Here is a 12,315-nt window from a genome sequence, read left to right on the forward strand (position 1 = left end):
CCACAGATATTCATGAAAGGAATAGGAAACACCCCTCTTATAAAACTGGAACGCCTTACTACGGATGATATGGCCGATGTGTATGTGAAATTCGAAGGTGCCAATCTTACGGGAAGTATGAAAGACCGTATGGCCTTATCCATGATAGAAGGTGCCGAACGGACAGGGAAGCTGAAAAAGGGGATGAAGGTCGTGGAATATACGGGCGGAAGTACCGGAAGTTCTTTGGCTATGGTTTGTGCTAAAAAAGGATATAAAGCCCATTTTGTGTCTTCCAATGGCTTTGCTGAAGAAAAGCTCCAAACAATGCGGGCTTTTGGTGCTACGGTGGAGATCGTACATGCCGAAAACGACATTCTCACAGCAGATGTCATCAATAGAATGATTGCAAGGGCCAAAGAGCTCATTCAGGATTCCAATACCTTTTGGCCGGATCAGATCAATAATATGGATAATAAACGCGGATACCATCCCATGGGACATGAGATCTTAGCCGAATTGGGAACCGAAATCGACGAATTTGTAGTGGCTGTGGGAGGGGGTGGATGCATTTCAGGAAATTCAGAAATACTGAAAGACAACATACCAAACCTAAGAACCGTAGGAGTTGAGCCTTTCAATGTGCGTAATGTCTCTGGAGGTGATACAAGCGGCACCCATAAATTGGAAGGGATTGGTCTTTCCTTTGTGCCTTCCATCCTTAGAAAGGATCTGATCGACGAGGTCATAGCAGTAAGGGATGAAGATGCCTACGCCACCGCCAATGCAATGGCCCAAAAAGAAGGTGTTTTTGGAGGGGCTACTTCGGGAGCCAATGTTTGGGCTGCATTAAGAAGAGCAAAGGCGCTTGGACCAGGGAAAAAGATCGTAACCGTTGTGTGCGATACCGGAATTAAATACTTACAGGGCGATCTGTACGACTAAGACCATTACCTCAACATTATGTCCTTATTCACATCAAAAAGGGAGAAACGATATTGGTTTTTTGCGCTTTTAGTGCTATTCACCATCATTACCACCTTATTTGTAGGACAGCCCTTATTGAAGTTATTAGGCAATCAGGATGTACAAGCCTTTCTTTTCTTAGCAGGAATGTTCTTGGTAGGTGTAGCTATCTTAACACATGCCTTAAGTATCCGTCCTGGAAATGTTGAAATGGCCATTCTTTTGGGTATTGCAGCTATTTATGTTATGTTATTCCTTCGACTGGGATTACCGGAACGCAGCCACCTTATTGAATACAGCATCTTGACTATTTTCGTGCATAGGGCACTTATGGAACGTAAACTCCATAGAAAAAAACCTACACGACCTGCTTTGTGGGCGGGGGCTATCGTCTTTGGGATTGGGGTGGTCGACGAATGTATCCAACTGGTATTACCTGACAGGGTATTCGATACCGATGATATATTGTTTAATGGAATTGCTGTAGTTTTGGCATTAAGCTCCACTGTTTTATTGCAGTGGATTCGGAAAAAGATCACAAGGAAATCGTCATGACCATTCAATTCAAAAAAGGACTTCAAAAACCAAGTATCCTCACTTGTATTCGTAAAGATGGGAGCACCACTTGGACTTCGTTGCGAAAGGAAATTGAAATTCACGATTTCGGACATTACGCCGTGGAGACCGTATTGGGTTTTTCAAAGGCGTTCTACGGATTACTGGCAGAAGGGTACAACATCGAGGATTTTGAATTACCCCGCGAACAGCGCCCTGAAGCCTTAATCCCTGCAAATATACCCGCAGAAGCCCTGCAAGCGGAGCATATCGTAAACTTGTTGATGGTTTCATTGCATCAGGATGATGAAAGTCTAGATTTTATAACAACCCTTACCACCATATTGGAAGAGAATCAAATTGATTTTCCAGCGGTATTAACATCAGAAACCCTTACCCGCATAGAACAAAAGCTGAAGGAACTCATGCACCAATGGCACATATTGCAAGAGGGAGAAATCCTTGAGTTGTCATTCAGCATATCGTAAGATTCTTAGGAAATTCCCTATCTTTAAGGAAACTCATAGTCTAAGGACATGGTAGACGGAACGTACGGAAGACTGGGCGCTCACAAACAACGGGTTAAAATGCTTCGCTCCAAAAAAGAGGTGCAACGAAAGAAAGCGGATTACTCGGGGGTGTATGGTAAGGAAAATGGAATAGCTTTAGAGGAAACCGATCCAGAGGTGATGGAATCCATTAAAGCCGAAATCCAAGAACGAAAGAAGATTGAACGCACTAAGCGTTGGATTGCCATTTCCGTGGGAGTGGTCGGGGGATTGCTTTTCGGATATTGGTTGTTTACTTCCATATAAATTCAGGTTTTTGAAATCAAAAGAATTAGTACGCGAATGGTTCGAAGTATGGAAACGTGGCGATTTCCATAATATTCCTATTTCCGAAGATTTTAAGCATACCAGTCCCTATGGCACCATAGATGGTAAAAAGGCCTATATGGATTTGGTCGAATCGAACCGCGACAAGTTTTTGGGATATGAATTTGTCATTCACGAGGGATTATATGAAACGGATAGGGCTTGTGTGCGTTATACAGCGCTGCAAGGGGATTTCCGTTTGGAAGTGAGCGAATGGTATGTGTTCGAAAATGATCGCATTAAAGAAATTATAGCCTACTACAATATCGAAGGGGAAATTAGCGAGGGGCGTAAACTGAAGAACCTGGATAACTAACCTTATTAAGAATTCCCTACCGGTTTAATCGTGCACGAAAACATGTGGATAATTCCTTCAACTTTTTCGGTTCATTTCATTTTTTCATAGCAATAAGAATCCAATTACTTAGTATCTTGCTTAAAATTTTTAATGCATATGAATAAGATACTAGGGATAGGCTCCCGCATTAATCACCCAGAATACGGAAAGGGTGTTGTTACCAATGTAGATTCTAAAATGTATTGGGTGACCTTTATTGATAAAGGGCTGGAAACTATTGAGTTGAATGATGATTTTGAAGTTATTGAGGCTTCAGATGATGATTTGGATACGGTGAGTTTTTATGAAGTGGAACGAAGTTTACGGTCTATATTGAAAAAGTGGAGCGATGCCAGTGAAATTGTACCTATTGCCGATAAGTATAAGGGAGGTACGCTAATTCTACAACCCAAAGACACTGGTTTGGCCAATAAAGAAGTGCCTATAGATACTTTTTTCCATAAGATCGTAATGCTAAGGGATCGTCTTCGCGTGATGGAACAAAAAATAAACTCAAGTAAGGTGTTGGAGCCGCAGGATAAGGTAGACTTACAGCAGTACATCACACGATGCTATGGGAGTTTAACGACTTTTAATGTGCTTTTTAAGAACAACTCCCAGCATTTCAAAGGAGAGTCTTCTAAAAAATAGTTGTAGTTTTAATAAAGGATTAACCGATAAAAATTTTTGAATATGGACGAAATACAAACCCCAGAAGTACCTAAGATTGCAGGGTTGAGTGCTGAAGCGAAAGCAGCTTTTTATAGAAAAACCTATACGCATCTGGCCTTGGCCGTATTACTGTTTATTGTCATAGAGGGGATCTTCTTTAAGATTCCTGCACTGGTAAATTTTGCCCTATCACTTACTCAAGGGTCCCTATGGTTAATCATGTTGGGTGGATTTATGTTGGTGACCAGCTATGCCGAGAGAATGGCGGTGAAGACACACGATAAAAACAAACAATATATCGGTCTGTTACTATATGTAGTTGCCGAAGCTTTCATATTTATTCCCCTTATTCTGTATGCGATGGCTGTTGCAGATGGTGGTTTTAGTATCCTGAATCAAGCTGCAGTCATTACACTTTCCCTTTTCATGGGACTGTCGGCCATTGTATTTATAACTAAAAAAGATTTTTCTTTTCTGAAATCCGCCTTAACGATAGGTTTCTTTATCGCTATGGGTCTTATCGTTGCAGGGATTCTTTTTGGATTCGACTTAGGGTTGGCATTTAGCGCAGGTATGGTAGTACTCGCTGGAGGGTCTATTTTGTACCAAACTTCTAATATGATCCATAAGTATGAAGAAGATCAATATGTGGCAGCATCATTAGGGTTATTTGCCTCCTTAATGCTACTGTTTTGGTATGTTTTAAGCATATTGAGCAGTGACTAAATAAGGCGTATACTTTAATAGATCTTCGTCCGTTATAGTATACTAAATCGCTGGGGTTTAGTAAAATAATCGCTATCTTGCCCCTTCCAAATCGAAACAATGTTACTATTACAAGCCGAAGAAAATGCACCCTGGCTGGCACCGTATGCCTATGCTATTGTATTGCTTGGGTTTGTCTTCTTTTTGTTTCGGGTTTTCGAAAATTGGTATGCCAATGCCTATGATCGACCCTTGTACCGAAATTACTTTGTCTTCAGAAAACTTAAACCTGATTTGGAGGCCATCTTAGAAAGCGAATTTTCATTCTATAATCTGCTTTCGAAAAAAGAGAAACGTCAATTTCAGCATAGAGTAGCCGTATTCATGCGCGAAAAGAATTTCATTGGAAGGGACAATGTTGTGGTGACCGATAGAATGAAAGTCCTTATTGCTGCTGTAGGATGCATGCTTAGTTTCGGACGCAAGAACTTCGATTATGGTCTTATAGAGCACATCCTTGTCTACCCGGGCGAATTTTATAGCACCATGAACGATGCCATGCACAAAGGGGAATTCAACCCCAAAGGAAAGGCATTGGTACTATCATGGGAAGATTTCGAAAAAGGCTATAAGATACCCAATGATAACCGCAATTTGGGGATACATGAATTTATGCACGCCATGCAATTAGAAGCCCGCAAGAGTCGTGATTTGGACTCTACCCGCTTCGCAAAACAGTTTCAGAACATTTTAAGAAGGCTTACGCAAAAGGAGGTAAAGGATAAGCTGGACGAGACCCAGTATTTTAGGTCCTACGCTTTTACCAATCAATACGAGTTCATGGCGGTACTATCGGAATATTTTATTGAATCACCTCAGGAATTCAAAACCCACTTTCCGCAGTTGTATAAGTATACCCAGAAGCTTCTTAATTTTAGGTTTGCGGGATATTGATGCTATTCACAATGGCATCTGTTATGATTTGGGCATGCACCCTGGAATTTTCGATGAACCATTTATGGGTTTCTGTTCCACCACAGACCACTCCCGCTAAGTAGAGCCCTTTTACATTGCTTTCCATGGTCTCCTCATTATAGCTAGGCACCTTTTTGTCGCCATTTAGAGTAATTCCTAAGGATTCCAAGAACTTGAAGTTAGGCAAATAGCCAGTGAGGGCTACCACGAAGTCATTTTCAAGGGTAATGGGACCATCGAGGGTGTTGATTGTTACGGAATCGGGTTCGATGGAACTAATTTCCGAATTGAAAATCGCCTTTATACTACCTTCCTTTATTCTATTATCAATGTCTGGGCGTACCCAGTATTTTACACGTTCGCCAATCTGTGGGCCGCGTACTACCATAGTGACATCACCGCCCTTTCGCCAGATTTCCAAAGCCGCATCTACGGCACTGTTACTCGCACCTACAATAATGATTTTGCGCATCACAAAGGGATGTGCTTCTTTGAAGTAATGGGAGACTTTGGGGAGATCTTCACCGGGTACATTCAGGAGTTTCGGAATGTCATAGAAACCTGTACAAATAATGGTATTCTTTGCGATATACATCTGCTTTTCCGATTGAATATGGAATAGGTGATCCTTCTTTTCTACCTTCAGTACTTTTTCAAATAAATGAATCGCAAGATCATTGGAGGTGGCTACCCTGCGGTAGTATTCCAACGCCTCATTTCTATTCGGCTTTGGGTTGTTACTTATAAAGGGGATATTGTCTATTTCCAACTTTTCCGAAGTGGAAAAGAAAGTCATATTTAAAGGGTAATTGTACAGCGAATTGCACAAGGCCCCCTTTTCCAATACCACATAATTGAGGTTCTTCTTTTTACATTCCAAAGCACAGGCAATTCCAATGGGACCACCGCCTATGATAACTACATCCAAATCTTTTTGCATACCCAAAATTACTACTTTGCTGTGAAACAAATAGGACGTAAAAATTATGAACCCATTACTACGAAGCAGTAATGGGCTCACAAAAAACAAAAACTCAGTAATCTGAAACTCAGTTTACCAACAGTTTTTGGGTCAAGGAGGTACCGTTGGTGCCGGTGGTTCGTATGAAATACAAACCAGAAGCAAGATGGGAAGCATCCCAGAGGAGGGTTTGCGCGAGATCTATTTCTTCCACCAATGCACCCGATATAGAATATACCAATAGGCTTTCAAAATTCGCAGCAAGACGGGAGGAGATCTCAAAAACGGTTCCCATGGTAGGGACCATTATTTGAGCTTGCCTTTCATTTTCGGCAATAGACAAACTAGGCACACGTACCCGAACAAAGTTGGGGGTATTTAGTGTTCCGCCGTTATCCCATTGCCCCAATGGGGTTCCACCTGAAGTGAATTCTGAAATTTTATTTCCGCCCCTTTCAGCAATTAAAAGATTACCGTTCGGTAAGTAATCATAGCCTTCGGGGTTAGCAATTCCTGTAATGATATGGTCTATAAAAGTACCCGATGCATCGAATCGGGATACGCGATTGGCACTGTAATCCAGTGCCCATAATTCATTTTCATCGGTGAACCAGATATTTGTTGGACCTACTAAAATAGCAGTGTCACCAAAAATACTTATAGGATCTCCATTGGTGTCGAACATCGTTACACTACCGTTGGTACCATTGGCCCATGTAGAGATGTACAGATTATTGGACGTGTCCCAATCGATACCAATGGACTGAAATATTCCAATACTCGTAAACTCATCTACAAAATTACCATTGAGGTCGAAACGAACGGTTTTAAAATTGCTGTTCCATTGTAGTACATAGATGAGCCCTTCATCTTCGCGATATTCCATACGGGTGGCCCCTTGTATGGAATAGCCAGATGAAAATTCACCCATATAGTCCCCGGTTTCCCCATCGTACTGTAAAATAGCATTGTTTAGGAATCCGGAAATAAGAACACTTCCATCGGGATGGAATACAATATCCTGTGGGTTGGAAAGACCTCCTGAATTGGCATCAATGAACACCTCCAGGAAGTTTCCATCCACATCGTACTTGTTAACAGCGTTATTGCCCCTATCGCTGGCGAATACCGCGATATCCTGAGCGCATACCATTAAAGGTATACACCACAGCCATAGGAGCATGATTGGTTTTTTCATAGCTTATGTTTTTTATTTCAATATAGAAAATATGGGTTAAGCCAAAGGTAAGCCCGACAAAGTCTTACATACCCAATCTACCGTTAACATACGTCCGTAGCCTCGTTCTAATTATCGTTTTACAACGATTTTTCGCGTTCCTTTTTTATCATTGTCCAAAGTAATCACTAAGAAGTAGATCCCCTCGGCATGGGAAGAAGCATTCCATACAATGGTTTCAGAAATGGGAAGGTCCGCTATTTTCTTTCCATCCATCCCGATCACTTCTATTTGCTTCACCGGAGCGGCATCAGTTCTTATCTGGAATTCGTTTCCCATGGTTGGTGCTACTTTTACCTTGTTAAGTTCTACGTCTTCTACGCTGGCCACTACATTTTCCCTTACAATGACAGCATTGGGTTGTAAAAGACCACCAGAGCCGCTAGGAACCAAGCTTCCTAAGGAAGTTCCATCGGGTTCAAATTGATCGATACTGGCGTTACCACCATTACCTACCAAGATATTTCCGTTAGGTAGAAAGTCCACCCCTTCTACTTGTGGAAGACCTGCGGCAAACGTACCGACATAGGTTGGGTTGGCGTCAAATTCTTCAATGTTGCTGCCGTTCCAGTCCAGTACAAAGAGATGGTCGTTGTCATCGAAAAAGATATTGGTGGGGCCTACAAGTTCTGTGTTTACATACTCTCCCACATAATTTCCGCTTGGATTGAATTGGTGCACATTATCCCCCACAAAGGAAGAAACGTACAAATTTCCGGCACTGTCCCAATCGATACCGATGCTTTGGGCTATCCCGACATCCGTATATTCACCCATGGGGGTTCCGTCCAATTCGAAGCGTAGCACTTTATTGTCTGTATTGCTCCATTGCACAACATATAGGTAGCCGTCGTCACCAATTTTCATACGGGTAGGGCCTCCCGCTACGGTAGCAAAGTCCTCGATAAAGGCACCTGTTGATGCGTTATGCTTCGTAATCTTACCGCCAACCAAACTTGAGATGAGCATGGCGTTTTCGCTCTCTAGGAAAACGATATCCTGAGGCCAGCCAATGCCATTGCTTACAAAAAAGTCATTATCCACCAAAGTAACGGGATTACTTCCGTCGATATCGTAACGCAGTATTTGCCATGGTGGAATACTAAAGCCACCTGCATCACTTACGTAGATAAAGTCCTGTTGTGCAAAGAAGGGGCTGGCAATGCACAGTACTGCCAGTGTTAAAAATAGTTTTAGATTTTTCATAGAAATTGGAATTTTAAAGTTATCTACTTCGAAGTACCATATTCCTATAGAATAACCCGTTCAATTTTATAATTGTAGACTCTTTATTTAAGTTTTAAGACCTTCGGTTTGGGCATTTCGGTACTGAGTAGGTGTACAGTTGAATTTTTTCTTGAAGGCGTTGTAGAAGGTGGCCTTGTTATTAAAGCCTACATCGAAATAGATACTTTTAATGCTAGAAGCATCCCCTTCACTTAAAAGACGCTGTGCTTCCAACAATCTGTACTCGTTTACGAATTGATTGAAGTTCTTGCCCGCTTTTTTATTGATGACTTTAGAAAGTAGATGGGTAGAGAATCCCAATTGATCGGCCAAATGAACCAATCTAAGTTCATTGTCTATAAAAGGTTTTTCTTGCTCCATATGCTGGGTAAGCTTTTCGAAAAGCTCACTCATTAGGGACGCTTCGAAAGATTCATTCTTGTTTTTAATGGGAAGGAAAAGCTGTGAGTACAATTCGCCATTAAAAATCTGGGGTTGCATGAAGATGAAATATCCAATAGTATAAATCCCCAAGCTCATCGTTACCGAAATCATATAATCCCATTCGCTACTAAAGAAAGGGAACCTTACCAGTACGTAATACGATATGTACGCCAAGACAAATACGAAATAAAGACTTGCCAGAATTCGGGTCCAACGGTTTCGTACTTTAGACAATTCGGAGGATTTGTCGGTGTTCTTATACACCAATCGGAAGAATAGGAAAGTGTAGATAAGCATATGGGCTGCGATGAACCAATGCTGTTGAATCAATTTTAAAAAGACGATTCGGCTTTCGGTGAGTCCCAAGTATTTCATCCATAGTACCACATTGGGGATAAGAGCAATGGCTGCAGGTAAAAAGTGGAGGGCGTAATTAAAAGAAACTTCCTTTTTATATAACCTTAATAAGTAAAGATAGAGTAGAGGACCCGTCACGTAATAGCAGAGCGGAGGTAGTAATACAAGGTATGGAAAGGTTTCCTCATACCGTGTCCAAAACAATACATATTGAAACAATATGACCGAGAACGCCAGAATTAAAAAAGCAATGGGCAGGTTCTTTTTATTTCTACTGGAAATTAGTAATGTAAAAAGAAAAATACCTAGGGCTACGGCCAATAAAAATCCAGAGGTCCAAGTATCTAATGAAGGTGCGGTTTCCATCCATTCAATTTTAATTTCAAGATACGATATTTACATTTTGGGAGGTAAAAAGTTATAAGATTAAACCTTTTGAGGATGTTTTGGGCTTAGCGCCCTTTTCAATTTCACCCAAGGGAATCCCGTATATTTGTTTCATGGATTGATGCAAAATCTGTTATGTCTGTTAAACCAACCATAAACGAATCGTTACATAGCCTTCAAAATTTGAAGAAAGGAGAATTATTTCTTCAATTTGGCAAACCCTGTACGACTATAGGAATGCTGAAAAAGGGTGTCATGCGCGGTTTTGTATATGACAATGAAGGAGAAGAAATCACGACGCATTTTTATCAGGAAGGAGATATGGTCATAGGAAGTTTTATTCCAAAGACAAATGCGGCCATGTCCGTGGAAGCTTTAGAGGATTGTGAATTGACCACGGCAGATTATGCAGAGGTGGTGTCTTGGGTAAATAGGGATAGGGAAATAACGGAGGTTATTACTGCGCAGTTTCAGAAGCTGAACAATCAATTGCAATCCCGTTTAGTGACATTGCTCAATCTCAATTCTTTGGAAAAATATGAATTGTTCTTAGATGAGTTTCCGAGTTTAATCAACCGAATTCCGCATTATTATATTGCCAATTACTTGGGCATAACCCCAACACAATTAAGTAGAGCACGAAAGCAATTTATCGACAAATGTAAATGAGAAAGTTTCCGGTACGCTGTTCCTTTGCCTTATGAAAACAATAGGAACCGATTATGGAAAAGCATTTCGATCTAAACAATAGTGTTTTTGAAGAACAATTTGCTAGCGCAACCTTGGATCCCAAATTATTTAGCCATGAGGCACATTTACGACTCGCTTGGATACACATAAACAAATATGGTGTTAAGCAAGCAGAAGAGAATGTTGCTACACAATTGCTGAATTTCGTGGAACGGTTAGGAGAAAGGGATAAATACAATGAAACCCTTACGGTGGCGGCTGTTAAGATGATGGGGCACTTTATGCAAAGGTCAAAATCTGAAAGCTTTCAAGATTTTATCACAGCATGGCCGCAGTTAAAGAGTGGGTTTAAAGGGTTGATACAGAGTCATTATAGTATCGACATCTTTACGGATGAGGAAGCGAAAAAGGAATATCTGGCACCCGATCTATTGCCTTTTGATTGACGAGGGTCGTTTTCCTATCTTTAAGCCAAAGTATCCATAGTCAGTGATCCCTATCGATTCCCTTACCATTAAAAACGATGTAGCCTACCTAACTGAAGAGATAGGCCTATTTGGTGATTCCTATGTCGCTGTTCGGGAAAAAGAAGGAAGAATCTTAACGGATGAGGAGGTTTCTCAACTACCTTATGTAGCTAAAGAAAATAGGAATGCTGGAGAATGGCAGATGCGAAATAAATCGGCCGCTCGATTTATCAGTTATCTGAGAAATAAATCGAAAAGTACCATTTTAGAAGTGGGTTGTGGTAATGGTTGGTTCAGTCATGCCATGGCTTTCGGGAGTCACAGTGTAGTGGGGCTGGACATTAATGTTCCGGAATTGGAACAGGCAGCACGCGTGTTTAAAAAAGAAAACTTGCAGTTCGTTTATGGCGATTTGTTTGCCATTGGCGATGTCTTTAAGCATCGATTCGATATCATTGTGCTCAATGCCAGTGTTCAGTATTTCGAAGATTTCGATCGATTATTCGGAAAACTGAAAGCATTTCTCACACCAAAGGGAGAAATTCACATCATTGACAGTCCATTTTATCCCGCCACGGAAGTAGCCGACGCCAAAAAGAGAACTGAAGAATACTATAAGGGATTGGGCTTTCCTGAAATGGCACAGTATTACTTTCACCACTCTTTAGAGGCGATAAAAGACTTCACCTTTTTATACCGTCCCAAGAATAGCCTATGGAATCGGGCGTTGGGGAAAAAGGATTCTCCCTTCCCTTGGGTGTGCTTTAGAAAAAGTTGATTTTAAACTACCCTACCAATTTTTTCAAATCGGCAACGGTGGCGATGGGGTCGTCGGACTTAAAGACATAGCTTCCGGCTACCAATACGTCGGCCCCAGCTTCTTTCAATTGAAGTGCATTCTTGTTGGTTACCCCGCCATCGATTTCAATTTTGGTATTTGCTCCTTTTTTATCGATGATTTTGCGAAGTGCCTTTACCTTGTTATAGGTGTTTTCAATAAAACTTTGACCGCCAAATCCAGGGTTTACACTCATTAGGCAAACCAAATCTATATCTTGAATAATATCTTCGAGTAGATGAACATTGGTGTGCGGGTTCAAGGCCACTCCAGCCTTCATGCCTTCCGCTTTTATAGCTTGTAGGGTACGGTGAAGATGCGTGCAAGCTTCGTAATGTACAGTAAGGATGTCGGCACCTAACTGAGCAAAGGTTTTAATGTAGCGATCGGGTTCAACGATCATCAGGTGCACGTCTATGGTCTTTTGTGCATGCTTTACGATATCCCGTAAAACTGGCATTCCGAAAGAAATATTGGGGACAAAAACACCGTCCATGATATCTATATGAAACCAGTCGGCTTCACTTTCATTAATCATTTCTACATCGCGTTGTAAGTTGGCAAAATCGGCCGCCAGCACCGAAGGTGCAATGAGTGTCTCGCTCATAGGATTGTTGGTTTGGGCAAAAGTACGGATTATGGA

At 41.3% G+C, this 12,315-nt stretch carries 16 protein-coding genes; 11 read left to right on the plus strand and 5 right to left on the minus strand.

Annotated elements, in window-relative coordinates; translation table 11 throughout:
* The first annotated feature begins 12 nt into the window (after positions 1–12).
* The 8 genes from POV27_RS04095 to POV27_RS04130 all read left to right on the plus strand — a co-directional run bounded on the left by POV27_RS04095 (position 13) and on the right by POV27_RS04130 (position 5,043).
* Complete coding sequence (locus POV27_RS04095) at positions 13–924, plus strand: PLP-dependent cysteine synthase family protein (RefSeq protein WP_272861454.1); 912 nt, start codon at positions 13–15, stop codon at positions 922–924.
* 18 nt (positions 925–942) lie between these two features.
* Positions 943–1,500, plus strand: a complete 558-nt coding sequence (locus POV27_RS04100) for a VanZ family protein (protein ID WP_272861455.1) — start codon at positions 943–945, stop codon at positions 1,498–1,500.
* Positions 1,497–1,988: a hypothetical protein gene (locus POV27_RS04105; RefSeq protein ID WP_272861456.1), complete on the plus strand. Its 492-nt coding sequence runs from the start codon at positions 1,497–1,499 to the stop codon at positions 1,986–1,988. The genes POV27_RS04100 and POV27_RS04105 overlap by 4 nt, the downstream gene beginning before the upstream one ends.
* A 48-nt stretch (positions 1,989–2,036) precedes the next feature.
* Entirely contained in the window at positions 2,037–2,315 is a 279-nt protein-coding gene (locus POV27_RS04110; RefSeq protein WP_272861457.1) for a hypothetical protein, read from the plus strand.
* Positions 2,316–2,325: 10 nt separating this feature from the next.
* Positions 2,326–2,691 carry a nuclear transport factor 2 family protein gene (locus POV27_RS04115; protein WP_272861458.1) on the plus strand — a complete coding sequence of 122 codons (366 nt, stop codon included), beginning with the start codon at positions 2,326–2,328 and terminating at the stop codon, positions 2,689–2,691.
* 138 nt (positions 2,692–2,829) lie between these two features.
* Positions 2,830–3,363 (plus strand): hypothetical protein, encoded by a 534-nt coding sequence (locus tag POV27_RS04120; protein WP_272861459.1) that lies wholly within the window; start codon positions 2,830–2,832, stop codon positions 3,361–3,363.
* 42 nt (positions 3,364–3,405) lie between these two features.
* Complete coding sequence (locus tag POV27_RS04125) at positions 3,406–4,110, plus strand: Bax inhibitor-1/YccA family protein (RefSeq protein WP_272861460.1); 705 nt, start codon at positions 3,406–3,408, stop codon at positions 4,108–4,110.
* 99 nt (positions 4,111–4,209) lie between these two features.
* Positions 4,210–5,043 (plus strand): zinc-dependent peptidase, encoded by an 834-nt coding sequence (locus tag POV27_RS04130; RefSeq protein ID WP_272861461.1) that lies wholly within the window; start codon positions 4,210–4,212, stop codon positions 5,041–5,043.
* Here the strand turns inward: POV27_RS04130 and POV27_RS04135 are convergent.
* The 4 genes from POV27_RS04135 to POV27_RS04150 form a co-directional block, all read right to left on the minus strand.
* Positions 5,024–6,004 (minus strand): YpdA family putative bacillithiol disulfide reductase, encoded by a 981-nt coding sequence (locus tag POV27_RS04135; RefSeq protein WP_272861462.1) that lies wholly within the window; start codon positions 6,002–6,004, stop codon positions 5,024–5,026. The genes POV27_RS04130 and POV27_RS04135 overlap by 20 nt on opposite strands.
* Positions 6,005–6,113: 109 nt before the next feature.
* A complete protein-coding gene (locus POV27_RS04140; RefSeq protein WP_272861463.1) occupies positions 6,114–7,223 on the minus strand; it encodes a T9SS type A sorting domain-containing protein in 1,110 nt (369 codons plus the stop codon).
* A gap of 111 nt (positions 7,224–7,334) precedes the next feature.
* Positions 7,335–8,468: a T9SS type A sorting domain-containing protein gene (locus tag POV27_RS04145; RefSeq protein WP_272861464.1), complete on the minus strand. Its 1,134-nt coding sequence runs from the start codon at positions 8,466–8,468 to the stop codon at positions 7,335–7,337.
* An 87-nt stretch (positions 8,469–8,555) separates the two neighbouring features.
* Positions 8,556–9,656, minus strand: a complete 1,101-nt coding sequence (locus tag POV27_RS04150; RefSeq protein ID WP_272861465.1) for a helix-turn-helix domain-containing protein — start codon at positions 9,654–9,656, stop codon at positions 8,556–8,558.
* A gap of 204 nt (positions 9,657–9,860) precedes the next feature.
* On the opposite strand from POV27_RS04150, the gene POV27_RS04155 reads away from it, so the two are divergent.
* From POV27_RS04155 to POV27_RS04165, 3 genes are read left to right on the plus strand one after another with little or no spacing between them, the layout of a single operon-like run.
* Positions 9,861–10,346, plus strand: coding sequence for a Crp/Fnr family transcriptional regulator (locus POV27_RS04155; RefSeq protein ID WP_272861466.1), 486 nt, complete (start codon positions 9,861–9,863; stop codon positions 10,344–10,346).
* A gap of 53 nt (positions 10,347–10,399) precedes the next feature.
* The gene (locus tag POV27_RS04160; protein ID WP_272861467.1) at positions 10,400–10,813 is read left to right on the plus strand and encodes a hypothetical protein; all 414 of its coding nucleotides are present in this window, start codon (positions 10,400–10,402) and stop codon (positions 10,811–10,813) included.
* 43 nt (positions 10,814–10,856) lie between these two features.
* Complete coding sequence (locus POV27_RS04165; protein ID WP_272861468.1) at positions 10,857–11,612, plus strand: class I SAM-dependent methyltransferase; 756 nt, start codon at positions 10,857–10,859, stop codon at positions 11,610–11,612.
* 7 nt (positions 11,613–11,619) lie between these two features.
* Here POV27_RS04165 and rpe read toward each other — a convergent pair whose 3' ends face one another.
* Positions 11,620–12,279, minus strand: a complete 660-nt coding sequence (rpe, locus tag POV27_RS04170; RefSeq protein WP_272861469.1) for a ribulose-phosphate 3-epimerase — start codon at positions 12,277–12,279, stop codon at positions 11,620–11,622.
* Positions 12,280–12,315: the final 36 nt, after the last annotated feature.

Origin of the sequence: Aureisphaera galaxeae (assembly GCF_028561275.1) — a bacterium.
Lineage (GTDB): Bacteria > Bacteroidota > Bacteroidia > Flavobacteriales > Flavobacteriaceae > Aureisphaera > Aureisphaera galaxeae.